Annotated in this window: 25 protein-coding genes; 4 read left to right on the forward strand and 21 right to left on the reverse strand. The window is 30.6% G+C overall.

What is annotated here, in order from left to right:
• Positions 1 to 244 precede the first annotated feature (244 nt).
• The 12 genes from RR409_RS06720 to RR409_RS06775 form a co-directional block, all read right to left on the reverse strand.
• Positions 245 to 748: a hypothetical protein gene (locus RR409_RS06720; RefSeq protein ID WP_332556969.1), complete on the reverse strand. Its 504-nt coding sequence runs from the start codon at positions 746 to 748 to the stop codon at positions 245 to 247.
• A 504-nt stretch (positions 749 to 1,252) separates the two neighbouring features.
• Positions 1,253 to 2,653, reverse strand: coding sequence for a HAMP domain-containing sensor histidine kinase (locus tag RR409_RS06725; protein WP_332556970.1), 1,401 nt, complete (start codon positions 2,651 to 2,653; stop codon positions 1,253 to 1,255).
• Positions 2,653 to 3,354 carry a response regulator transcription factor gene (locus tag RR409_RS06730; protein ID WP_332556971.1) on the reverse strand — a complete coding sequence of 234 codons (702 nt, stop codon included), beginning with the start codon at positions 3,352 to 3,354 and terminating at the stop codon, positions 2,653 to 2,655. Before RR409_RS06730 ends, RR409_RS06725 begins: the two co-directional genes overlap by 1 nt.
• Positions 3,355 to 3,549: 195 nt before the next feature.
• Positions 3,550 to 3,783 carry an SHOCT domain-containing protein gene (locus RR409_RS06735; protein ID WP_332556972.1) on the reverse strand — a complete coding sequence of 78 codons (234 nt, stop codon included), beginning with the start codon at positions 3,781 to 3,783 and terminating at the stop codon, positions 3,550 to 3,552.
• A 75-nt stretch (positions 3,784 to 3,858) separates the two neighbouring features.
• The gene (locus RR409_RS06740) at positions 3,859 to 4,278 is read right to left on the reverse strand and encodes a DUF2680 domain-containing protein (RefSeq protein ID WP_332556973.1); all 420 of its coding nucleotides are present in this window, start codon (positions 4,276 to 4,278) and stop codon (positions 3,859 to 3,861) included.
• 296 nt (positions 4,279 to 4,574) lie between these two features.
• On the reverse strand, positions 4,575 to 5,735 hold the full coding sequence (locus RR409_RS06745; RefSeq protein WP_332556974.1) for a peptidoglycan DD-metalloendopeptidase family protein: 1,161 nt from the start codon (positions 5,733 to 5,735) through the stop codon (positions 4,575 to 4,577).
• 717 nt (positions 5,736 to 6,452) lie between these two features.
• Complete coding sequence (locus tag RR409_RS06750) at positions 6,453 to 7,127, reverse strand: uracil-DNA glycosylase (RefSeq protein WP_332556975.1); 675 nt, start codon at positions 7,125 to 7,127, stop codon at positions 6,453 to 6,455.
• 47 nt (positions 7,128 to 7,174) lie between these two features.
• On the reverse strand, positions 7,175 to 7,537 hold the full coding sequence (locus tag RR409_RS06755; RefSeq protein WP_332556976.1) for a metalloregulator ArsR/SmtB family transcription factor: 363 nt from the start codon (positions 7,535 to 7,537) through the stop codon (positions 7,175 to 7,177).
• 16 nt (positions 7,538 to 7,553) lie between these two features.
• Positions 7,554 to 8,300 (reverse strand): nickel pincer cofactor biosynthesis protein LarB, encoded by a 747-nt coding sequence (gene larB, locus RR409_RS06760; protein WP_332556977.1) that lies wholly within the window; start codon positions 8,298 to 8,300, stop codon positions 7,554 to 7,556.
• 153 nt (positions 8,301 to 8,453) lie between these two features.
• Positions 8,454 to 8,945 carry a hypothetical protein gene (locus tag RR409_RS06765; protein WP_332556978.1) on the reverse strand — a complete coding sequence of 164 codons (492 nt, stop codon included), beginning with the start codon at positions 8,943 to 8,945 and terminating at the stop codon, positions 8,454 to 8,456.
• 13 nt (positions 8,946 to 8,958) lie between these two features.
• Positions 8,959 to 9,516 carry a GNAT family protein gene (locus tag RR409_RS06770; RefSeq protein ID WP_332556979.1) on the reverse strand — a complete coding sequence of 186 codons (558 nt, stop codon included), beginning with the start codon at positions 9,514 to 9,516 and terminating at the stop codon, positions 8,959 to 8,961.
• A gap of 245 nt (positions 9,517 to 9,761) precedes the next feature.
• The gene (locus tag RR409_RS06775) at positions 9,762 to 9,893 is read right to left on the reverse strand and encodes a hypothetical protein (protein ID WP_332556980.1); all 132 of its coding nucleotides are present in this window, start codon (positions 9,891 to 9,893) and stop codon (positions 9,762 to 9,764) included.
• Positions 9,894 to 10,326: 433 nt separating this feature from the next.
• On the opposite strand from RR409_RS06775, the gene RR409_RS06780 reads away from it, so the two are divergent.
• Positions 10,327 to 12,408: a DUF3298 domain-containing protein gene (locus tag RR409_RS06780; protein ID WP_332556981.1), complete on the forward strand. Its 2,082-nt coding sequence runs from the start codon at positions 10,327 to 10,329 to the stop codon at positions 12,406 to 12,408.
• Positions 12,409 to 12,449: 41 nt separating this feature from the next.
• On the opposite strand, the gene RR409_RS06785 is transcribed toward RR409_RS06780, so the two are convergent.
• Positions 12,450 to 12,833, reverse strand: coding sequence for a YkvA family protein (locus RR409_RS06785; protein ID WP_332557106.1), 384 nt, complete (start codon positions 12,831 to 12,833; stop codon positions 12,450 to 12,452).
• Positions 12,834 to 12,840: 7 nt separating this feature from the next.
• Positions 12,841 to 12,975, reverse strand: coding sequence for a hypothetical protein (locus RR409_RS06790; protein ID WP_332556982.1), 135 nt, complete (start codon positions 12,973 to 12,975; stop codon positions 12,841 to 12,843).
• 301 nt (positions 12,976 to 13,276) lie between these two features.
• Here RR409_RS06790 and RR409_RS06795 point away from each other — a divergent pair, with 301 nt between their 5' ends.
• Together RR409_RS06795 and RR409_RS06800 are read left to right on the forward strand one after the other, a co-directional pair.
• Positions 13,277 to 14,044 (forward strand): SagB/ThcOx family dehydrogenase, encoded by a 768-nt coding sequence (locus RR409_RS06795; protein WP_332556983.1) that lies wholly within the window; start codon positions 13,277 to 13,279, stop codon positions 14,042 to 14,044.
• A gap of 14 nt (positions 14,045 to 14,058) precedes the next feature.
• On the forward strand, positions 14,059 to 14,316 hold the full coding sequence (locus RR409_RS06800) for a 4Fe-4S binding protein (protein ID WP_332556984.1): 258 nt from the start codon (positions 14,059 to 14,061) through the stop codon (positions 14,314 to 14,316).
• 111 nt (positions 14,317 to 14,427) lie between these two features.
• Here RR409_RS06800 and RR409_RS06805 read toward each other — a convergent pair whose 3' ends face one another.
• From RR409_RS06805 to RR409_RS06815, 3 genes are all read right to left on the reverse strand, one after another.
• Positions 14,428 to 14,661: a glutaredoxin domain-containing protein gene (locus tag RR409_RS06805; protein ID WP_332556985.1), complete on the reverse strand. Its 234-nt coding sequence runs from the start codon at positions 14,659 to 14,661 to the stop codon at positions 14,428 to 14,430.
• A gap of 279 nt (positions 14,662 to 14,940) precedes the next feature.
• Positions 14,941 to 15,654, reverse strand: coding sequence for a superoxide dismutase (locus tag RR409_RS06810; protein ID WP_332556986.1), 714 nt, complete (start codon positions 15,652 to 15,654; stop codon positions 14,941 to 14,943).
• A gap of 330 nt (positions 15,655 to 15,984) precedes the next feature.
• Complete coding sequence (locus RR409_RS06815) at positions 15,985 to 17,673, reverse strand: methyl-accepting chemotaxis protein (RefSeq protein ID WP_332556987.1); 1,689 nt, start codon at positions 17,671 to 17,673, stop codon at positions 15,985 to 15,987.
• Positions 17,674 to 18,191: 518 nt separating this feature from the next.
• Here RR409_RS06815 and RR409_RS06820 point away from each other — a divergent pair.
• Positions 18,192 to 18,458, forward strand: a complete 267-nt coding sequence (locus RR409_RS06820; RefSeq protein WP_332556988.1) for a late competence development ComFB family protein — start codon at positions 18,192 to 18,194, stop codon at positions 18,456 to 18,458.
• Positions 18,459 to 18,614: 156 nt separating this feature from the next.
• On the opposite strand, the gene RR409_RS06825 is transcribed toward RR409_RS06820, so the two are convergent.
• From RR409_RS06825 to nagB, 4 genes are all read right to left on the reverse strand, one after another.
• On the reverse strand, positions 18,615 to 20,306 hold the full coding sequence (locus RR409_RS06825; protein ID WP_332556989.1) for a methyl-accepting chemotaxis protein: 1,692 nt from the start codon (positions 20,304 to 20,306) through the stop codon (positions 18,615 to 18,617).
• Between the two features lie 245 nt (positions 20,307 to 20,551).
• Positions 20,552 to 20,812, reverse strand: coding sequence for an HPr family phosphocarrier protein (locus tag RR409_RS06830; RefSeq protein WP_332556990.1), 261 nt, complete (start codon positions 20,810 to 20,812; stop codon positions 20,552 to 20,554).
• A 160-nt stretch (positions 20,813 to 20,972) separates the two neighbouring features.
• Positions 20,973 to 22,688, reverse strand: a complete 1,716-nt coding sequence (ptsP, locus tag RR409_RS06835) for a phosphoenolpyruvate--protein phosphotransferase (RefSeq protein ID WP_332557107.1) — start codon at positions 22,686 to 22,688, stop codon at positions 20,973 to 20,975.
• 32 nt (positions 22,689 to 22,720) lie between these two features.
• Complete coding sequence (gene nagB / locus RR409_RS06840) at positions 22,721 to 23,482, reverse strand: glucosamine-6-phosphate deaminase (protein ID WP_332556991.1); 762 nt, start codon at positions 23,480 to 23,482, stop codon at positions 22,721 to 22,723.
• Positions 23,483 to 23,649 lie beyond the last annotated feature (167 nt).

Raw genomic sequence — 23,649 nt, forward strand, 5'->3', positions numbered from 1 at the left:
TTGCTAAAGTTAACGCTAAAACAGCACTCATAAATATATTTCTTTTCTTCATTTTTAATTCCTCCTATTTTTTAAGTTATTAATTATTTTGTTTTATTTATATGTTTTTAATATTTTAATACTTCTTTGCTTTTATAACTTACTTTTAGCCCAACACTTTCATGAAACTTTATTACTCATGCTCTTCTTTAATTACAAAGGATATCATACAGATAAAATCTTTAGCCTAAGACTTTTATTAAAATTAGTGTCCACCTTTAAAGATATCTCCCCCTGGTGCCATATCTACCATCATTCCACTTGCCATCATAGACAACCCTATATTAATTACTACTGCAAATGCCACAACAGCTACAATTAATGTAATAAAAGCTTCTTTACTCAATTTAACATTACTCTTTATTGTAAAACTAATAAAAGAAATCACTATTCCTAATGGAATCAACAGTGCTACATAATTAGGACTTTCTTTAAAATGTGATATTCCACCGCTTATCATTCCTATTCCTATAGCAAGAGTTAAGGAAACAACAACAAGCTTTATACTTTCGATTTTGGATAAATGCCTATTATCAATTACTACCTCATTAAATACCGATCCAGTTATAAACAAGCCAAGTCCAATACTTAATATTATTGAATACCTTACAGAGTTAAAGGGCATTAATACAATCCCACTTGAGGTCATACCAATTCCTAAGAAATAAATAATGTATACCAGGTACTTGTAGATCAGTTTTTTAATCATGAATTTTTTCCTCCAAAGTTATTGACTTTAAGATTTTTTGCATTAGTAATTTTATATATTATCATTATAGATTTTAAAAACGTCTATAAATAAAGTATGTTGCATATATAGTTTTTTATATCTTCATACAAGTTTTACTATACTTGTCCAAATTTTCATCACTTTAGAGTCCCTTTTAATAAGTAGTTTAGGTAAATTTTAAATAATAAATCCAGGGACACATTCTAATCAATATTCTTTTATTTTATGTATCTATAATCACCTTAGCGTTTTGGAACTTACCCATTTCTAACCCCTCTAAAACATTCACTAACTGTGATTATTTTAGTATTAAAATGTGTAGAACATATAAAGATATAAGATATTTAATATAAGAAAAGTTATAAGCATTAATAGAAAACATCTACTAAGGTGAAAATCAACCAGTTGATATTATTTTCAAAAAATGAATAAACATTAAAGACCTGACAACTTAATGTCAGGTCTTTAATAAACTTAAAATCTTTATGTTGGGATTTCTATTATAAATCTAGTTCCAATTCCTACTTCACTTTCTACTCCTATGTTTCCGCCATGAGCCTCAACTAAAGTTTTTGTTATTGTTAGCCCAAGACCTGTGCCCCCTGTAGTTTTATTTCTCGATACGTCACTTCTATAAAATCTTTCGAATATATGAGGTATATCCTCCCTAGGGATACCTTCCCCATTATCTTCAACTTTTATAATTGTCTTATTTTTCATAGTTGATAGCGAAACAGTCACTATACCACCCTCATTCAAATACCTATGAGCATTAGAAAGAAGATTATGCAGAACTTGCTTTAATTTATCTTTATCCATAACCCCATACACATCCATTTGCAAATTTGTAAGTATTTTAAATCCACTCTTTTCATATAATGGAACAAAAGTTTCCACAATCTTTGTTATTTCATTTGTTAGATTTAAGTTTGTTTTATTTATTATTGTTTCAGATTTCTCTAAATTAGAAAGATTCCTTAAATTTTCTACTAACTTTGTCAACCGTTCTAGTTCCTCATAGAAAACCTGCAACCTATCTTTAGTTGGCTCCCATACTCCATCTATAAGTGCCTCCACGTGGGTTCTCAAGGTAGTAAGAGGGGTTCTTATTTCATGTGCTATATCTGAGGTCAGTCTTTTGCGAAGAGTTTCTTGCTGCTGAAGAGCTTCTGCTAGATAATTGATGGAATTTGATAATTCTTGAATTTCCGTGGTGTTAGTCCTTATATTAGATCTTACTTCTAAGTTTCCATGTCTCATGCTATTAGCCACTTCTTTTATTTTTACTAAGGGTTTTGATATTTGTCTAGATAAAAACCAACTCACTACAAGACCTAAGAAGAGAGTTATGAACATGGCTATAATAAAAGATTGATTTAGTGTCATTCTAAAGGTTATTGCTGCAGTACTTAAGTAAGAAGTACCAAAATAACCGATGGTGACCTTTCCAAAAGTAACAGAATCCTTCTTTAACAATTGTTTTTCTTCCTTGTAATCTCCTAAGCTTAAATTATTCATATTTCCCATCATATTGCCCATTCCTCTTCCCATCATGGACTCCATCATATTTTTATGTTGAAGATGGGCATCTCCAGATGTATATACCACTTTTTCATTCATATTTTCTATTTCTATATACAATTCATTTAATACAGCATACCTTCTGATTTCATCATATTCTATCCCTTCAAAACCATTCTCCACCGAATACATATCTTCAATTGCCACTATAACTTCATTTATTTTCTCCTTATGTTCTTGGACTAAGTATTCATTAAATCTCTTACCTATCATATGATTAGATATAGTGCTGGCAATTATTATAGAACCAATAACTGCAATTAAAAATCCTAAGGTGAGTTTCCTTTTTAAAGAAATCTTCATTAGTCTTTCCCCCCAAATCTATATCCTACCCCATATATGGTAGTAATATAATTTGGACTTTTGGGATTATCTTCAATCCTTTGTCTTATGTTCTTTATATAGGTGTCTATAGTTCTATCAAACCCTTCATAATCATAACCAAAGGCTCTTTCAACCAGCTGTTCTCTTGAAAAAACCTGCCCCGGATTAGTTAAAAGTGATACCAACACCTTAAACTCATAAGGTGTTAAAATAACCTCAATTCCCCTTTTTAGTACTTTCATTTTTCTTATATCAACTTCTAAATCCCCGTCATTGAAGATTAAATGTTCTGCAAGTGGACTTTCTTCCCTATATGCCCTTCTAAGTAGAGCTTTTACCCTTCCTACAAGTTCTCTTGCACTAAAGGGCTTTGTTAGATAGTCATCAGCTCCAATAGCAAGCCCTTCTAGTTTATCTTCTTCTTCCACTTTTGCTGTAAGCATAATAATGGGTACATGGGAAACTTCTCTTATCTTTGAACAAACTTGTTCTCCAGATATTTTCGGAATCATAAGATCTAATACAACTAAATGAACTGTATCTTCTTTAAATAATTCAAGAGCTTCTTTACCATTTGTAGCAGTTATTACTTCATAATCTTCCTTTTCTAAATAAGCCTTTACAACCTCTATTATTCTTTCCTCATCATCTACAACTAATATTTTAAATCTTTCCTTCATGGATATCCTCCAATTCTTAAACAGGATTTATTATAGCTTACTAATTAACTTTTGATTCCAAAGACTATTATTTTCATGGGATTCATAACTTATCATATTTTAAAAATTAATAGGGCTATTTCTTTTGATTCATATGTTTATTATTATATCAAAATAGCCAGAGACTAGTCCCTAGCTATCTAAATACATTATTTTTTATTTGCCCATTATATTTTTTCTTTTTAAATATTCTTCTTCAGTAATTTCTCCCATAGCATATTTTTCATCTAATATTTTAACAGCGTGGTTATTACTCTTAATATGACTTTTAACTAGTTTTATTCCAAAATATATTACCCCTACAATTACTAACAATCTAAATATCATAGGTATAATCATCCATGCTGACCATCCACCAGTAAATCCTGCACCTATTCCGCATCCAAACATATATTTACCTCCTTTAATTTAGTCTGTGTTATTTATTAAATCAATTTTTCTGTATTACAATTTAATTTAATGATTCTACTGTTCTGATAATCCGTTAAAATTACCCATCATTCCTGATCCCAAATCATCGTTACTTTTAAAATTTTCCATCATTCCTGAAGGAAGATTACTATTATCTTTAAAATTTCTCATCATTCCCGGACCAAATCCTTGTGTAGATCCATCTTCACTTATGCTATTCCCACATGCACCAGGTCCGAATCCATTTTCTTTATGGTATTCTTCCATAGCGTCTATCTTTTCATTCCATTGTTTTCCCTGCTCATTTGTTAGATTACCATTTTCAACTTGTTCATTAACTTGGTCTTTTCTCCATTCAATCATGGATTTAAACCATTCTGGTGTAGTATTGTTTTGCTCTGCAGCATATGCAATTCCTGAAAATGTAACTAAAACAGCTGCTAATATTGTTGATACTATAACTTTTCTATTCATATTTATTCCTCCTAGAAATATCTTTTATTTTCTCTCTGTCTATGTTTAAATTATAGAAATAAATCATGGAGCAATTATGAATGGATTCATAAAGATAAATATTTAATTAACTTTAAAATATATTCTCAGATAAACAATACAATAAAAAAATCCGCTTAAAACAAAAGCACTATCAAAACTAATTTAATTTTGATAGTACTTTTTTCTATTATAAAAACTAAGGATTAAGCTTTTATAATAGCTTTATTTGCAGTTAAATTTATTGTGTTTAATCTTTAAAAAAGCTAAACTACATTTTAATATATATAGTAATCTGTTGGATCCATCTTTTGACCACTTGAATCTCTAACTTCAAAATGTATATGAGGTCCAGTTGACCATCCTGTTGATCCTACTAATGAAATCTTTTCTCCACCTTCAACTTGTTGACCTACACTAACTAAAAGCTTTGAATTATGAGCATATAAAGTGCTAATATCACCATGGTTTACAACTACTACATTACCATATCCATTCATCCACCCTGCATAAGCCACAGTACCGCCCATTAAAGAATAAACTCCTGAGCCATTTGGTGCTCCGATATCAATAGCTGGATGAAATTCTTGTCCACCTTTTATCGGACTTGATCTCCATCCGTAACCTGAAGTAATTGAATATCTAGTTCCACCTGTAATGGAATAAAGGTTTCCATTAGATACTTGTCCACCTCCAGAATTACCTCTTGAAGGTCTCTGGTCTTTTTCCATCTGGCTAATTATAGAAGCTATTTGCTGAAATTCATCTTCTTGTTGTGCTATAACTTTTTCTTGTGTAGCAATATCCTCTTGTGCCTTAGCCATTAAGATATCTTTTTCACTCTTTTTACTATTCAGTTCATCTACTTTAGCTTGAACTATTGCTCTATTACTTTCAAGACCCTTTTTCTCTATTTCTACAGTGTTTAATGTATTAACTAATTCATCTTGATTTTTCTTGAACTCATTAATTACACCTTTATCATACTTAACAAGGGTTCCAATAACTTCTAACTTTTCAATGAAATCAGATATACCTTTTGCCTCAAATAATACTTCAACATATCCTTGACCTTGGCTCATGTACAAAGCTCTAAGTCGCTTGTCCATTATCTCTTTATTTTTTTCCAAGTCTAGTCTTAACTTTTCTGACTTTTCTTCAAGCTCAACTATAGTGCCAGTTGCTTTGGCAATTTTAAAATTTAAATTATCCACTTCTTCATCTAAAGTAGTAATATTATTATTTATCGCTTCTAACTCTTTAAGAATATCATTTTTAGTATTTTCCAACTCTTTCATTTTATCCTTACTATTAGATATCTCTTGTTTTAATTGACTTGATTCTTCCTTTTTGCTTCCTAAATCATCAGCCATAACTGATACAGTTATTAAATTGCTACATAATATTGCAGCTATTATTACTTTTACTGTTTTATTCATAGTTCCTCCTTATATAAAGCTTGTCCTAAATAAGCTTATATTTAAGTTATTTCTTTTCTAGGATATGTAACTTTAATCCACATGTTAATATTATAACTAATTTTTACATAGTATTACAAGGTTTTATTAAAATTTATTCCATTTGCTGTCAAAATTTGTTTATTCTTCAATGTGTATAATGGTGAATTGGCTTATTTTATTACATGTGTCGAAAATACTGGCTAGATTTCCATTGAATTTGCTTAACTACTACTGAAAATAAAACTTCTATTCTTCTAAAACCGCTTTAAATGCAACTTTAAGCTTAAAACTTCCTTGAATATGTATTAATTTTCTAAGTGACTATCTTTCAATATGTTATCACTTAACTATGTAGCTGAGATGAACTTTATGTAAAAAAAGGATTTTGGCATAAATTACTAAAATTACACTTAGCTATCTGCTTTCATTCTGTATCAGTGAAATCTAATGATAGTACACTTCATAAGATTCTATTTTCTGCCTTAAAAAGCTTACCTGTTGGCATAAGAGGTTCTATGCTCATAATGAGCCTTAAAATCTTATGTTCATAAGAAGTCTTATGCTCATAAGAAAGCTTGTGAGTTCAAGATACTAATCACACCTTTGAGTTGCTATCTTTGAATTGTTATTTTTTAATGCCCTTAAACTATAAAAGACATGGGTATAATTAAATACCCATGCCTTTGTAAAATTAAATTATAAATTTTCTATTTGCCAATTTATTTCTTCTTGCCCTAAGGACTTTAATATTTCATTAGTCTTAGAAAAATGCTTACACCCAAAGAACCCTCTATTTGCAGAAAGAGGACTTGGATGTACTGAGGTCAGAATAAAATGTTGTTTGTTTGTTACTAACTCCCCTTTTTCTTTGGCATTATTACCCCATAGTAAAAACACAATTGGTTCAGGCCTTTCATTTAATAAAGCTATTACTTTATCTGTGAACTTTTCCCAACCCTTTTTCCTATGAGAATTTGCTTCACCAGCTCTTACTGTGAGTACTGCATTTAGTAGCAATACTCCTTGGTCTGCCCAAGGCACTAAGTACCCATTATTAGGAATAAAACACCCAAGATCATTTTTAAGTTCCTTATACATATTTAAAAGTGATGGTGGTACCTGTACATTAGGTTGCACAGAAAAGGAAAGCCCATGAGCTTGATTAGGCCCATGATAAGGATCTTGACCAATGATAACAACTTTTACATCCTGGTAACTCGTTAATTTCAATGCATTAAATATGTCATTTTTATCTGGATAGATAGTTTTAGTATTATATTCTTCAACTAAAAATTGCCTTAACTTTAAATAATATTCCTGTTGAAATTCTTCTTGCAAAAGTTCATCCCATTTATTATTAAAGGTAACCATTTTCTTAATTCCTTTCTTTATATGTAATATATGTAATTATTTTTGCCTCATTTTACAGCATTATTTGCAAAGTCCTCACAAGTTAAATTCTTATTCTTGTATTCTAAAAGAGTCTCAGTATCTTTTATACATTTATCTATGTTTAAGACCTCTTCATCTAATATATTTCTAATAAACTTATGTTTTTCAAGAATCTCTTCATTTATTCTATAATACACATATTGTGCTTTTTTATAACTTTTTATAAGCTTACAGGAAGTAAGCCTTGTTAGGTGCCTGGATACATTGGATTGATTTAGCCCTAGAATACTTTCAATTTCATATACACAAATAGCATCCTCTTTTAATATATTTAAAATTCTTATTCTATTTTCATCTCCTAAAATCTTTAGAACTTCAACTAAGTCCATAGATGGTGTTCATCTCCTATAATTTATTTATCATACTAGCTTGATAAGCAGCTCCAAAACCGTTATCAATATTAACTACACTAAGTCCGCTTGAGCAACTATTTAGCATACATAAAAGAGCAGAAACTCCTCCAAAATTTGTGCCATATCCGATGCTAGTTGGAACTCCTATGATTGGTTTGTCTACCAAACCTCCCATAACACTGGCAAGAGCCCCTTCCATACCTGCAACAACTATAATAACCTTTGCTCCTCTAATTAATTCCAATCTATTGAAAAGTCTATGTATACCTGCCACTCCTACATCCACAATTTTTTCAACTTTATTGCCAAAAATTTTAGCTGTTTCATAAGCCTCTTCTACCACCGGCAAATCCGAAGTCCCTGCTGCTACTATAGCAATATAGCTATCTGTGGTTTGCATTTCTTTTCTTTTTACTGTAATAGTTCTTCCTAGCGTATTATATTCAGCATCTTCACAAATCTTCTTTACCTCTTGATACATTTCTTCTGTAGCTCTTGTGCCCAATATATTGCAGTTTTTTGTAGCCATAAATTCAAAAATATGTTTTACCTGTTCTACTGTTTTTCCCCCACAATAAATAACCTCTGGATATCCTACTCTTAGCTCTCTGTGGTTATCTATGTTAGCAAACCCCATATCTTTATATGGTAGATCTGTAAGTTTTGACACAGCTTCCTCAATGTTTATTTTTTCATCTTTAACTAATTGTAAAAGCTGCTCTAAAGAATCTTTATCCATATTGTTTCTCCTTCTATTAATGTGTTTAGAAAATCTTTTCACTATGAAATTTACTATTTATTTCAATTGATAAAACTTAAAAATGTATGCTGTTCATACATATACAGATTTATTAGTTAGTTAAGTTTATTTGTTCTAATATAAGAAGAGTTACTAATACTTACTCATTATTTTATATTTAATTTCCTGTAAAACTTCTTCAGCCTCGTTCATATTACTAGCAGGTGCACTTATAGTTTCATCAGTGCTTATTCCATACTCATTACTAACCCTTAATTCAAATCTGCTAAAATTTTCATCTATAAATATTTGCCCAAGACTTAAAAATATTCCATCCACAGGTGAGTTTTCATCACCTTCCCAATACAATAAATCTGAATAGGAATCCTTTAATAAATCTATACTGGCATGAGGATATTTTTTTCCATCAATGTATATATGACCTCTAAAAGTATTAGGTTTTGAGATTTTTTTATAGATATATCCCTCAAACTTTATAGCAGTATTGTCTATTTTATTTTCTATATTTTTATTGAATCTTATTCCTTCGAGCTCTACTGTGACTTTTGTAGGCTTAGAATAATATATAAAAGTCGTTGCCACCATAAAAATTATTGCTAACACAAGTATCCTTCTTTTATTCAAACCCTCTCCCCCTTTACTCTTCTTTCCTTCTCCAATCACATTTTAATAAATCCATGTACATTACATCTTGAAACTTTCCATTTCTACTATCAAAATACCCTTGTCTAATAATCCCTATTTCCTTAAAGCCCAACTTCTTATAGATGCTTCTAGATCTTTTATTATCTACCATTGTATCCAATTCTATCTTATTTAAATTTAAAAACTTAAATAGAAAATCTATAAAATGAATAAGTGCATCCTCCCCATACCCCTTACCTTGCTCAGGTATTTCACATATTTTAATTCCTAACATACACTTTTGATTTCTTATATCCCAACTAATGTAGTTCATTTCTCCTATAGGAGTCATATCTTCTTTTTTACAAATTATAAATCTTTTTTTCTCTGGAAACAGTGCTGAACTTTCTATTTCCTTCAAAATATTCAATCTAATACTTTCCTTACTTTGCAATGTTCCAAAAGCAAGGCCTGCATGAGCCATAAGGTTTTCATCATTCCACCATCTATAAAGATATGCTTCATCTCCTAATTCCAATTGTCTTATGATTACTTTCTTTCCGCAAATCATATTTATCCCCCTATTTCATCTAATTATTAGATATAAGATAAAAGTACGTATTATAAGTGGGAAAATAAAAAATTCACCCTTTATATAAATTGTCACATTTAATAATATCTTAATTTCTATAATTTTATTTTACTATAAATCTCAAAGAAAAAACTACCAATTACGTTGGTAGTTTTAGAATATTAAAAGAAAATTAATTTCACAACTTATTATAGTTTTAGTAACTAAATACTTTCAAAATTAATTTATTTTCGATATTTATCTTCCTTTTTATTTCGCCAAGCAAAATCTTCTGATATTTCTTGTTTAAATTTTGTTAATTGTTGTTTTGTTTGTGGACTTATTGCCCTATGTCTAGCTACATTAATATTTTTCATAAGTTATTCCTCCTTTATTTAGTTTCTATTAACCAAATTATTAGAGATATGATAGCCAGTACTTTTTAATTTTTTTATTTATTTGTGTATTTATAGTTTGTCCCGAAACTCAATTAATAGCCCTTGTAATATTTCGTGGCTTTGGATAATTATTTTTTCATAAGTAATTTTATGTTTCCAATATTTCACAATAGTTTAATTAAGCCACTATTATAAAATTAATATTTTCATTTTTTCTTATAATTTCAATACTTGTAACCTGTAAATGTATTAACTAAATCATAATAATTTACTTTTTTACAATATTTTTTTAAATTATTTTATGTAACGTATAAATTCCTGAGAATTTATTACATATATAGCTATATAAAAGCACATTATGAACGGAAGTGTATATTATAATATTGTAGTAATACTAAGGAGTATAATTATAATGTTTGTTCGTAATGCTAATTCTAATTACCTTATAGAAACAGATGATGAAGTATCTTATGTACCTTTAAATACTTACAGTTTTAATGAAGATGCTGATAACTTTGACATTGATAATACTGAATCTGATGAACGTTACTTACCACCATTTCAAAATAATCCATTAACTCAATTATTATTTGGACCTCAAGGCGGCTCTGGTGGTTTTCCTGGTGGACCAGGAGGTGGGCCTGGAGGCGGACCTCCTGGCCCACCACCTTCAATGACTCCTAGCAAGTCTGGCGCTTCTTTCCAAAGTCAAGGACAGTTTGGTGGACCACAGGTCCTTGCTGTATCACCTGGCTCTATAAGACCTTGCAGATATCAATTTGTTTATATTTGGTTAAGAAATGGTCGTTCCTTCTGGGCATGGCTTACCAATGTAGATAGAAGAACAGCTTCTGGCTTTAGATGGAATGGTAGAAGGTGGGTTTACTTTGGTGTTGATTTAAGAAGAATTGACTACTTTGAATGTTATGGTAGAAATACTATCGGTAATAGTAAAGATAGAGGCTTTGGCCCACCATTTGGCCCACCTTCTGGTGGCCCTAGTAGCGGTCCAGGCGGTGGCCAAGGTGGCCCTCCAGGAGCTCCACCATCAGGAACTCCAACGAAACCTAGTTCTTCTCAAACCCAATCTTTTTCAGGTGGTCCGCAGACTCTTGCTGTATCCCCTGGTTCTATTCGCCCATGCTTACATCAATTTGTATATATCTGGCTTACAAACGGTCAATCCTTCTGGGCTTGGCTTCTAAGAGTAGATAGAAGATCAGCTTCAGGTTTTAGGTGGACTGGACGAAGTTGGACTTATTTCGGAGTTGATTTAAGAAGAATCGCTTTCTTTCAATGTTTTGGAAGAGATACTGCTAATACTAGGGGCATAGGTGGCCCTCCAGGAGCTCCTCCATCTGGAACTCCTAAGAAACCTAGTTCAACTCAAAGCCAATCTTTTTCCAGCGGTCCACAGACTTTTGCTGTGTCCCCTGGTTCTATCCGCCCATGTCTATATCAATTTGTGTATATTTGGCTTAAAAATGGTCAATCCTTCTGGGCTTGGCTCCTTGACGTAGATAGCAGAACTGCTTCTGGTTTTAGATGGACTGGTAGGAGTTGGTCATACTTTGGAGTTAGTTTGCAAAATATAGAATTTTTCCAATGTTTTGGAAGATCATGTATGGACCGAAAAGATGACTTAGGTAAAAGTACTTTACCTGATGTAACAACTATGCCTGATTTTAGTCAACCTATCCCTATGACTCTCAATGACAATGTAAACACCATGGGCAACTTAGCTAATATGCAGGATCTTGCTGATATGGGCACTACTGTGAATATTGCTGAGGATGTAGATATATTAGATATGACAGATTTAAATGGAACCACTTTGCCAGATATGAATGGTGCAACTAATGGTACTCCAGCAACTGACGTAGCTGCTAATTTACAAACTCAAACTATAGCACCAACTGAATTTAAGGTTGATTATCCAATTGTTACAGGCTTAGAAAATGAAGAGGTTCAAAGCAATATTAATGATATAATCATCAGTGAGGTTACATCTTTATTAAATAATCAGGTTATAGTTCCAGAACAAAAGGAAATTGAGGCAGTAGATGTTTCTTATCAGGTTCCTTTAAAAGAAAATGGATTGATTTGTATAGTATTCTCAATTCATATTCAATTACCCGATAGTAAAGAGGATACCATTTTTAGTTCATTAACCTTCGATTGTAATACTGGTGAGAAGTATGAATTTGAAGATTTATTTAATCCAAATACAAATTATAAAGATGTTTTAAGTGATATCGCTATAGAGAAATGTAATGAAAATGGAGTTCCTTTTATAAGCGATTATGAAGGCGTAACTGATAGTCAACAGTTCTATTTAACTCCTAAGGGAATAGTACTTTTCTATCAACCACATGAATATACTCCATCTTCCTATGGATTATTTAGAATTCCAATTTCTTATGATGATTTAGTTGACCTTTTAAGTGTCTTTACTCAAGTTTCAAACATTGTAAATCATAATTCTCAAGTTTAAAATAATTGGCAAGAGTTAAGTTTAACTCTTGCCTTTATTTTTTATTTGAAAATTATTAATAGTATTATAATCATCCAAATGGACACTACTACTACGCCAGCAATCCAATTATTCAACTTCTTACTTCCAAATACTCTTTCTGCCTCAGCCCTACATTCATTCATTATTTCTTTAGGAATAAGTTTTAACGCAACGGATATTCCAAGTGGTATAAGAATTAAATCATCTAGGTAACCAAGAATTGGAATAAAATCTGGAATTAAGTCTATAGGACTCATAGCGTATCCTACCACAATTAATGCAAAGGCTTTTGCATACCAGGGTACATCTTTTCTCTTATAAGCTAAGTACAATGCCCCTACTTCCTTTTTAAGTTCTTTTGATTTTTTCTTTCCAAACTCAATAATATTTTTAATATAATTCATCATTCATCTACACAATCCTTAAAAATAATTTATGCACCGTTCCATTTATTGAAGCAGAGTAGTCCATCTTAACCTCTAGAGGAGCAAGATTGTAACCATTCTTAACTGCCCATGTTACCATATGTCCAAAATATATGTGCATTTTTACTATACCCTAAAATTATATTACCTCTATTCATAATATCATTTCAATACTTTCACACTTATTACATTTGTACATACTTCAAATTATCAAAAATCTTAACACATTCTTCATTGTTATATTAGTATATTGTGATTTATGTTACTGACTTTTTCCTTTATATTTTATATAATAGTAAATTGGAGTAAACAATATTTAATAACTAATAATTTTAGAGTAATACTCCTACTTAATTAGTTATTGAATATGTCTTCAGCAGCTACTTATAATAAACTATGTACCAAAGATGGAGGCATTAATAATGGATAGATTTAAAGCTAATAGAGAGTTTTTGAAAACGGATTTTACCCCAATGAAAAATCATAAGGCTGATAGAGCTCTTGGGATTTCCCAACCCCCTCTTGTAAAAGACTATGACAAAACTTCAACTATCATAGACCTACCTGAAGTAAGAAAAGACACTTTAACAAATAATGATATTTTTCAGTGTATAAAAGAAAGAAGAAGTGTGCGATTATATGAAAATCACCCTTTATCCTTAGAGGAGCTTTCATATCTTTTATGGGCAACTCAAGGAATAACTAAGGTTTCAAACAATAATACTTTCACCTTAAGAACTGTTCCATGTAGTGGAGCTACTCATTCCTTTGAGACTTATTTATTCATAATCAACGTTGAAGGGCTAACACAAGGAATCTATAGGTACTTACCAATGGAGCATAAATTACTTTTTGTCTATGAAATTGAAAATATAATGGATACAATAAATGATTTAACTTTAGAACAACCCTTTGTTCCAAGATTTGCTTCTAAAGCTTCTGTGGTTTTTGCTTGGAGCACTATTCCTTATAGATCAGAGTGGAAATTTGATGTAACAGCTCACAAGAAGATTCTTATAGATGTAGGTCACATCTGTCAAAATCTTTACCTAGCTAGCGAGTCAATAGATGCAGGTACTTGTGCTATTGGAATCTACGACCAAACCATGGTAGATAACATATTAAAACTAGATGGTGAAAATGAATTTACAATTTATCTTGCAGCTGTAGGTAAAAAAACTAATAAATAAAGCAAATTACATCAATGAATTTAGTTAGCTTATATGCAGTGATTAAAGTTATAGATTATCTAGAGGCAAGACCAAAAGTAAACTTAAAAAACTGTAAACAATGTAATATGTGTTTAGAAAGTTGTCCTGTGGATGCGATTAATACAGGCACTAAGGAAATCAACTATGATGTTTGTATTGAATGTCTTTGTCTTCATAAAGCGGTAGAACTTAAAAAGGTTAACCCGGTGGCTGGCATCGCTATGAAGCTTTTTAGGGGCAACGATAACTAATCTATAATATATAAAAAAGCTGAACTGTACCCTGTGAAGTAGACAGGGTGCAGTTCACTAATTTGCTAGTTTTTTATATATTTATTAGTATTAGTATTTTAAATCCATATATTAGTAAAGATTTAAAACATTATCTATTTTTTCTTTATCAAATCCAACTACTATAATTCCATTCAAATCTAGTACTGGAACCCCCATTTGACCTGATTTTCTAATCATTTCCATAGCTCCAGCACGGTCTTCAGCTACGTTTATTTCTTTAAAGTTGATATCATTCACCTTTAAATAGTCTTTTACTCTTGTGCACCATGGGCATGATCTTGTGGAATAAACCGTAACATTCATTTATATTACCTCCGCATAATTTAGTTAAAAGTTTATTTTCATGTAGGGTACTTTACTTTATTTAATCCTCGTATAAATACCCCATATGGATATCATTGTAGCCCATACTACTTCACAGTGGATAGCTCACTATTACTATATCACGTTTTTACGATATATTACATACTATTATATATATGATAATTTGGTTACAATAAAAAAGCTTTTTAAAACATCTTCTCCTAATGAAAATAAGAGAAATTTTAAAAAGCCTTTGTATTATAATATCCTTAGAATTTACTATTTATAATTTTTCTCTATTTCATCCCAGTTAACAACATTCCACCAGGCATCAATATAACTACCTCTTTCATTTTTATATTTTAAATAATATGCATGTTCCCACACATCAATACCTAAAATTGGAGTTATGCCAACCATTATTGTACTATCTTGATTTGCAGTACTAGTAATGCTTAATTTACCATCCTTACCTTTAACAAGCCATGCCCAACCGCTTCCAAATCTCTTTGTTGCTTCATCCTTAAATTCCTTTTTGAAATTATCAAAGGATCCAAAGGATTTTATGATATCATCTTTTAATTTTCCTTTAGGTTCTCCTCCTTTACCTTTATCCATGATAGTCCAAAAGAAGCTATGATTGTAATGACCTCCACCGTTATTTCTTACTTGCTCTCTTATGTCTCTTGGTAGTGTATTTAAATTCATTAATAATTCTTCAAGAGTTTTACCCTGTAAATCTGGATAATTACTTAATGCTTTATTCAAATTATCTACGTAAGCCTTATGATGTTTTTGATGATGAATAGTCATAGTCTCTGTATCTATATATGGTTCTAATGCATCATAGCTATAAGGCAGTTGCGGTAATTGAAATGGATATCTGCTGCTATTATGATCTCCAGCTTTTGCATAAGAGCCGCTATAGCCAATTATAATCGTTAGAGCTATTACAAGTACTGTTAAAAATACTTTAATCTTATGATTCTTCATTATACTTCCTCCTCTTTTACTCTTTAATTATAGGTAGAAACTGAGCAATTTAATTTACATATAAATTTAACTAACTTTATTTAAAATAATTTACAACTACCTACATTCATTTTTAGTTATTCCTTAAGAAGAGACAATTTATTCAGGAACAACACTATAGAAAAATTCAAAAATAAAAGTACTATACTTTCATCTACTTGAAAATATAGTACTTTTTATTTTTATAAATTTAACTGCTTAATGAATAGCAAAATCTTTTCAACTGCTTCTAGTTAAGAAATTTATTCCTCAATTAAAAACTATAGAAGACTTGTTCTTTGAAAAATATTATTAAACATTAAAATGATTTACTGCCTCAATCATATCTTCAGCTTTTTTACGCAAATCTTGGGCTGATGCTGCCACTTCCTGAGTAGAGGAGCTAAGCTCTTGGGAAGATGCTAGTATTTCTTCTGTATAAGCTGATACTTCCTGCGCACCATTAGTTACATTTTCTACACCTTTTAATATTTTATCCTTTTCATCATTTAAGGAGTTAATATTTGAATTTACCTTTGTAATCACTTCGGAGACATCTTCAATATTATCTATTATATCCTTAAAGGAAGTCATTGAATTATTTATTATTTGGATTTGATTATCTAGTTTATTACTCATATCCTTTGAGGTATTCATTACCTCAGAATTATCCTTAGAAATTCTACCTATTAATTTATTAATTCCTTCTGAGGATTCCTTAGATTGTTCTGCAAGCTTTCTGATTTCTTCAGCTACTACTGAAAAACCTCTACCAGCTTCTCCTGCACGAGCTGCTTCTATAGCAGCATTAAGAGCAAGTAAGTTTGTTTGTTCTGCAATAGAGTTTATTAAGCTAGTGATTTCGTTAACTTGAGATAGATTCATGCTTAACCCATGAATTTTATCACTTACCACATTAAAAGCTCCTGAAATATCTTTTATTGATTTATCTAAAACTGATAAATCCTCATTACTCATCATTGCCTTTGAATTTATGTTTTGTACTTTTGAATTAATTCCATTAACATCATTAACAGCTTCATCAATCTTAACTCCAAAGATTTTTAAACTGTTATCCATATTTAAAACTTCTTCAGCTTGGGAAGAAGAACTATTAGTAACATCTTCTACAGAGGATGAAACCATTTCACTTGAAGCTGCCATTTCTTCAGAAACTGCTGAAAGACTTTCTGAGTCTTCAACTAATTTGGTTGAAGTTCCTTTAATAACCTTAATCGTATTGCTACAGGTAGTTGAAAATTTATTAATTGCTTTAGCTATGCTTTCAAATTCATCTTTACTATGTATATTTAATTCTATATTCAAATCACCATCAGCCATTTTATTCAAAGCTTCATTTATTTTTCCTACATTCGCTGATACTCTTCTTGAAAATACCAAAGTAGATAAAATAGATAAAATTAAAATAAACACCGCAGCAACTATTACACTCATTAAAATTGTTTGTCTGATAGTTACAAAATAAGCTACATCTTTATCCACAGCTGCAATTGCAATTACCTTGCCTGCTGAATCTTTAATAGGTGCATAAGCTGAAATAAATGTTCCATAGTCATCCGTCACAGGCTCCTTTGTATATGTTACTTCTCCTTCAAATGCACTTTCTATTTCTTTTGAATATATGTATTCTTCCCCTAATTCACTAGCTTCTGTTATGTTTCCATCTACAAGGAAGTATGTTTTATCTTCTTCTTTAGTTAATGTATAAAAGTAATTTAAATTCTTATCACTTTTATAAACTAACATACCATTTTGTACTTCTTTATATTCCTCACTATCCATGGATTCATTGTCTAAAACCTTCCCAAGCTTGTCCACATTTATAGAATCCCTAGCTTCAACAATTGTATCCTTAACTTCATTTTGAATTTTTGTAAACAATAAATTAAAAACAATAAAATTTATTACTACTAATACACTCAATGATAAAAAAGAAATTGTTCCAATAATCTTAAGCATTTTGTTTCCCAAACTCTTCACTTATAGCCCTCCTCTTATACCTTTCATGTCGACACCTTATATGTCCTGTATCATTATAATTTATTTTTTAACAAATTTCTACATATTTGGATTTAATAATATAATTTTTTATATTTTTACATTGAATTTTTAAAATATTATATGATTAAGTGGTAATGACAAGATATCTACTTAATTTAGTATTTAGTATTATAGTTATAGCAGTTTACATAAAATGTATTATACAAGTTATTTATAAATTAACAATAATTTTCATATCTTTACATCATATTAAAAGTTATAATTAATTGTAGATTCTAAACATTAACCTTAACTTATACGAGGTAATTACTGAAAAATTAGCATTTCTCACTATCTTAAAATCAAATTTTTATAAATATATCAAAATCAAGATTTAATGCATTTTTATCAAAAATGCCTAAAACAGCTTTAATGTACCATTATTTTTACATACAATGTTAATTTCATAAAAATTGTAACGAAACTAAAAGTACTTAAAATTAGGGGTGAAGGTTTATATGGTTAAAAATTATATGGAAATTGCAGTGGAGCATCTACTACCTAAACTACTTCAAGATTATAAACATGTATGCAATTGTGAGAAATGCTTAGATGATATAAGAGCAATAGCTCTAAATCACCTAAAGCCATTATATGTAGTTACAGAACAGGGTAATCTCTATGCAAAAGTCAATGAAATGGAAATTCAATTTAGTGCTGATGTGTTAAAAGAACTAATCAATGCTATTGATAAAGTTTCTAAAAATCCAAAACACAATCATTAGTCATTACGTAAGGTAATTATTAAGATATCTATAAATGCTATTTTAATAATTACCTTGTTTATATTAATTAATAACAATGATCTCATTAAAAATTTATATTTTTTCATAGAGAAAGGTAGTAAGAAAGTTTTTTCTTACTACCTTTTTAAACTATTGTTAAACATTAAAATGGTTTACTGCCTCAATCATATCCTCAGCTTTCTTGCGCAATTCTTGAGAAGATGCCGCCACTTCCTGCGTAGATGAACTAAGTTCTTGTGAAGAAGCTAGTATCTCTTCAGTATAAGCTGATACTTCCTGAGCACCTTTTGTTACATTTTCTACCCCTTGCAATATCTTATCCTTTTCATGATTTAAAGAATTAATATTTGAATTTACCTTTGTAATCATTTCAGAAACTTCTTCAATATTATCTATAATATCTATAAAAGACGTCATTGAATTATTTATTATTTGAATTTGATTATCTAGTTTACAACTCATATTCTTAGATGTATTCATGACTTCTAAATTATCTTTAGAGATTCTTCCAATTAATTTATTGATTCCTTCTGAAGATTCCTTAGATTGTTCCGCAAGTTTTCTAATTTCTTCAGCTACCACCGAGAAACCTCTTCCCGCATCTCCTGCACGTGCTGCTTCTATGGCTGCATTAAGAGCAAGCAAGTTAGTTTGTTCAGCAATGGAGTTTATTAGACCAGTAATTTCATTAACCTGTGATAGATTCATACTAAGTTCATTAATTTTGTCACTTACCACATTAAAAGCTCCTGAAATATCTTTTATTGATTTATCTAAAACTGATAAATCTTCACTACTTATTATAGCTTTTGAATTTACATTTTGTACTCTTGAATTAATTCCATTTACAGCATTAACGGCCTCATTAATTTTTATCCCAAAGCCTTTTAAATTATTATCCATACTTAGCACTTCTTCAGCTTGGTAAGAAGAGCTATTAGTAACATCTTCTACTGATGACGAAACCATTTCACTAGAAGCTGCCATTTCTTCAGAAACAGCTGAAAGACTTTCTGAGTCTTCAACTAACTTAGATGAAGTATCCTTAATAACTCTAATTGTATCACCACATTTAGTTGAAAATTCGTTTATTGCTTTAGCTATCTCTTCAAATTCATCCTTACTTTGTATACTTAGAGTTATATTTAAATCACCCTGAGCCATTTTATTTAATGCTTCCTTTATTTCTCCTACATTAGATGATACTTTTCTTGAAAATACCAAAGTTGATAAAATTGATAAAATCATTATAATCACAGCAGCTACTATTATACTCATTAAAATTGTTTCTCTGATTGCCACAAAATACGCTACATCCTTATCTATTCCTGCGATGGCAATTACTTTACCCGTTGAATCTTTTATCGGTATATATGCAGATATAAAGGTACCTAGGTCATCCTTATATGGCTTTCTTGTATAAGTTGCTTCCCCATCGAAGGCCTCTTTCATTTCTTCTTCTAAAGGATACTCTGAACCAACTTCTTCAGGATCTATTAAAGATGAGTCAACTAAATAGTATCCAGTGTTTTCATCCTTTTTTCCTAATGTATAGAAGTAATTTATACTCTTATCATTTTTCCATTTAATCATTTCATTTTGTACTTCTTTATATTCATAACTGTCCATTGATTTTTTGTTCATCACCTCACGGAGTTTGTCCCCATTTATCGAATTTGTTGCAGTAACTACAGTATTCTTAAGTTCATTTTGAATTTTTGTAAACAATATATTAAAAACAATAAAATTCACTAATACCAATATACTCAATGATAAAAATGATATTGTTGCAATGATCTTAAGCATTTTGTTTCCCAAACTTTTCATTTCTAATTCTCCCCTTTTATTTTTGTCTTACCCAATGACCCTAATCTCCATATACTGTATTATTATAGTTTATTTTTTAACAATTTTCTACATTATTCCAAATTTTTTGTAAAATACTTATAAGAACTTTAATAAACATCAATGATACTATTGGTATGTTTCATTTGAAATTTATATTTTTTCATAGAAAAAGGTAGTAAGAATATTTTCTCTTACTACCTTTGGTTTGTAATTTACCAAGTCTTTTACTCTTCTATAGCTTCTATTACTCTTACCACCGCTTCTACTGCTTCTACTTCATCTTCACCCTGAGCTTGAACTATTATTTCATCTCCACACATAGCAGCAATACTAAGTACTCCTAAGATACTTTTCATATTAACCACTTTGTCACCTTTTTTTATAGTCATAAGACTTTTATATTTATTACCTTCAGCCACAACCTTTGCAGCTGGTCTAGCATGTAACCCAATTTTATTCCTTACTATAACATTTCTTTCAAACATAATGTACCCCCCATTTTGTCATTTTAAATTTATGTTGCAATCACTATTACTAATGATTTTTATAATGTTTATAAATCTTAAAAGCTATAATTTTATTATTGAAAGTCTCTTCCTAGGTTTAATTTAAATACTTAATGCTCTTGCTTTTTATCTTATTAACCTAGATGCCCACATCTACACTATTAAGATATTCTAAAATCTCTTCTGAAGTTGCTATATTAAGTACATGGTCTGCTACTTTTTTTGATGCTTCAAAATTAATATTCCTAATAAGCTTTCTAGCTTTAAGTAATGACGGTGCATTCATACTAAACTCATCTAACCCCATACCAATTAATATTGGTATCACTCTCAAATCTCCAGCCAACTCTCCACACATTCCTACCCACTTCCCTGCACTATGTGCATTATCAATAACTAGTTTGATAAGCCTTAATACTGCAGGATGTAGTGGATCATACAGATATGATACCTTCTCATTCATTCTATCTACAGCTATAGTGTATTGTATAAGATCATTAGTACCAATGCTAAAGAAGTCAACTTCCTTGGCAAGTAAATCTGAGATCACTGCTGCTGAAGGTATTTCTATCATGATTCCTATCTCAATATTTTCACTATAAACAATGTTTTCTTTTTTTAGATCTTTTTTCACACTCTCTAAAACTGCCTTAGCAGCTCTGATTTCTTGGACACTTGAAACCATAGGAAACATTATCTTCAAGTTTCCAATCACAGATGCTCTTAAAAGTGCTCTTAGCTGAGTGTTGAATATTTCCTTCTCATTAAGGCATAATCTCAAAGCTCTATAACCCAAAAATGGATTCATTTCTTCTTCTAATGGAAGGTACGATAATTTTTTATCCCCACCAATATCTAAGGTTCTTATTATAACGGGCTTCCCCTCCATATTTTCTAAGGCTTCTTTGTAGGCATTAAACTGCTCCTCTTCAGTGGGAACCTTGTCACTATCCATATAAAGGAATTCAGTCCTGAAAAGCCCTACTCCTTCGCCACCATTTCTTATGACATCTTTTGCATTTTGGGGATTTCCAATATTGCCTGCAAGTTCTACTTTCCTTCCATCCAGGGTTATTGTCTCTGCATCTTTTAAGATGAGAAGTTGTTTTTTTTGTTCTAAATTCTCTGCTTGAATTTTTTTGTATTTTTCAATGATTTCTTCTTCTGGATTTACAATTATTTCTCCACTATCTCCATTAATAATGAGCATATCTCCATCTTTAATGATGTCAATTGGAGCTCCTATACCAACCACTGCAGGTATGTCTAAAGTTCTTGCCATTATTGCAGAATGAGAAGTTCTTCCACCAACTCCTGTAATAAATCCTAACACCTTTTCTTTATTTATTTGAGCTGTTTCTGAAGGAGTAAGATCTTTTATTACTATTATGCAGTCTTCATGAATTTCTGCTATGGATGTGTTTTTAATCCCTAAAAGAATATTCATTATCCTACCGCCAACATCCCTTACATCGCCTGCTCTTTCCATCATATATTCATTATCCATGCCTTCAAATATTGAAATAAACATGTCTATGGTTCCTTGAAGTGCATACTCTGAATTTACTCCCTCTGAATTTATCTTCATCTCTGTAGCTCCAATAAATTCTGGATCCTGAAGAATTAAAAGATGAGCTTCAAATATTTCTGCTTCTTCATCTCCAATGGTTTTACTTGCAACTTCTCTTATATTTTCCAATTGCAATTCAGCTATTGCAACAGCGGCTTTAAACCTTTCTAACTCTAAAGCTTTATTCTCAATTTCTAACTTTTCCACTTTAGGTATGAAATTATTTATTACAAAGGCTTTTCCTATGCACACCCCATTTGATGCGCCAATTCCCTTAATCAAAATTGCACCTCCTAATAAACTATGGGTACTATAAATTAATTTAAGTTATACTTCTCATTAATATCCTCTTCCAATATTTCCATAGCTGCTTCTTTATCTAAAATCAACGTTACATCTGGATGAAGCTGAAGAATTGATGCTGGCAAATCTGGAGTTATGTGGCCATTTATCATTCTTTCAACAACCTTAGCCTTTTCACTTCCTGATGCAAGAAGAACAATTTTTTTAGCATGCATTATGGTTTTAATCCCCATACTAATAGCACTCTTTGGCACTTCTTCTATTGAGTTAAAAAACCTAGAGTTTGCTTCTATAGTTTCTTCATCAAGATTTACCAAATGGGTTCTAGCCTCAAATTTTATATCAGGCTCATTAAATCCTATATGTCCATTGGTGCCTATACCTAATACTTGAATATTAATGCCTCCAGCATTTTTTATCTTAGCTTCATAGCTTCTGCATTCCACTTCAATATCCTTTGCTGTTCCACTTGGTATATTTATATTTCTTATATTTATATCAATATGTTTAAATAGATTATCCATCATATAATAATGATAGCTTTGAGGATTATTCTTATCTAAACCATAGTACTCATCAAGATTGAAGGTTTTTACATCCTGAAAACTAAATTTCCCCTCCTTATATATTTTAATAAGTTCTTTATAAAATCCTATAGGAGTGCCACCAGTTGCCAATCCAACCACACTTTCAGGTTTCAATATTATTTGACTAGCAACAATGTCCGCTGCTTTTTTACTCATTTCAATATAATTTGCGACTACTATAATTCTCATCCTTTACTTCACCTGCTTTCTTTAGGCATATTTTATAAAATAATAAACTGGCCTGATAATGTGTTTTATATATATTTTCTTTAAAAATTCTCTGATAACCTTACTATGATCAAAACATATTTTGCACCTAACACAAAATATCCTTAGCCACTTTGCTTAGTATCTTT

The sequence above is a fragment of the Clostridium sp. genome (assembly GCF_036642255.1).
In the GTDB taxonomy this organism is placed as follows: Bacteria; Bacillota; Clostridia; order Clostridiales; family Clostridiaceae; genus Clostridium_J.

Excerpts from the sequence above, each read along its gene's own strand:
- RR409_RS06790 (WP_332556982.1), bottom strand. The coding sequence starts at position 12,975 with ATGCACATATATTTTGGACATATGGTAACATGGGCAGTTAAGAATGGT.
- RR409_RS06740 (WP_332556973.1), bottom strand. The coding sequence starts at position 4,278 with ATGAATAGAAAAGTTATAGTATCAACAATATTAGCAGCTGTTTTAGTT.
- RR409_RS06810 (WP_332556986.1), bottom strand. The coding sequence starts at position 15,654 with ATGAAGAATCATAAGATTAAAGTATTTTTAACAGTACTTGTAATAGCT.
- RR409_RS06725 (WP_332556970.1), bottom strand. The coding sequence starts at position 2,653 with ATGAAGATTTCTTTAAAAAGGAAACTCACCTTAGGATTTTTAATTGCA.
- RR409_RS06735 (WP_332556972.1), bottom strand. The coding sequence starts at position 3,783 with ATGTTTGGATGCGGAATAGGTGCAGGATTTACTGGTGGATGGTCAGCA.
- RR409_RS06830 (WP_332556990.1), bottom strand. The coding sequence starts at position 20,812 with ATGTTTGAAAGAAATGTTATAGTAAGGAATAAAATTGGGTTACATGCT.
- RR409_RS06795 (WP_332556983.1), top strand. The coding sequence starts at position 13,277 with ATGGATAGATTTAAAGCTAATAGAGAGTTTTTGAAAACGGATTTTACC.
- RR409_RS06755 (WP_332556976.1), bottom strand. The coding sequence starts at position 7,537 with ATGGACTTAGTTGAAGTTCTAAAGATTTTAGGAGATGAAAATAGAATA.
- RR409_RS06750 (WP_332556975.1), bottom strand. The coding sequence starts at position 7,127 with ATGGTTACCTTTAATAATAAATGGGATGAACTTTTGCAAGAAGAATTT.
- RR409_RS06785 (WP_332557106.1), bottom strand. The coding sequence starts at position 12,833 with ATGAATTATATTAAAAATATTATTGAGTTTGGAAAGAAAAAATCAAAA.
- RR409_RS06780 (WP_332556981.1), top strand. The coding sequence starts at position 10,327 with ATGTTTGTTCGTAATGCTAATTCTAATTACCTTATAGAAACAGATGAT.
- RR409_RS06820 (WP_332556988.1), top strand. The coding sequence starts at position 18,192 with ATGGTTAAAAATTATATGGAAATTGCAGTGGAGCATCTACTACCTAAA.
- RR409_RS06775 (WP_332556980.1), bottom strand. The coding sequence starts at position 9,893 with ATGAAAAATATTAATGTAGCTAGACATAGGGCAATAAGTCCACAAACA.
- nagB (WP_332556991.1), bottom strand. The coding sequence starts at position 23,482 with ATGAGAATTATAGTAGTCGCAAATTATATTGAAATGAGTAAAAAAGCA.
- larB (WP_332556977.1), bottom strand. The coding sequence starts at position 8,300 with ATGGATAAAGATTCTTTAGAGCAGCTTTTACAATTAGTTAAAGATGAA.
- RR409_RS06745 (WP_332556974.1), bottom strand. The coding sequence starts at position 5,735 with ATGAATAAAACAGTAAAAGTAATAATAGCTGCAATATTATGTAGCAAT.
- RR409_RS06770 (WP_332556979.1), bottom strand. The coding sequence starts at position 9,516 with ATGATTTGCGGAAAGAAAGTAATCATAAGACAATTGGAATTAGGAGAT.
- RR409_RS06730 (WP_332556971.1), bottom strand. The coding sequence starts at position 3,354 with ATGAAGGAAAGATTTAAAATATTAGTTGTAGATGATGAGGAAAGAATA.
- RR409_RS06800 (WP_332556984.1), top strand. The coding sequence starts at position 14,059 with ATGAATTTAGTTAGCTTATATGCAGTGATTAAAGTTATAGATTATCTA.
- RR409_RS06720 (WP_332556969.1), bottom strand. The coding sequence starts at position 748 with ATGATTAAAAAACTGATCTACAAGTACCTGGTATACATTATTTATTTC.
- RR409_RS06805 (WP_332556985.1), bottom strand. The coding sequence starts at position 14,661 with ATGAATGTTACGGTTTATTCCACAAGATCATGCCCATGGTGCACAAGA.
- RR409_RS06825 (WP_332556989.1), bottom strand. The coding sequence starts at position 20,306 with ATGAAAAGTTTGGGAAACAAAATGCTTAAGATCATTGCAACAATATCA.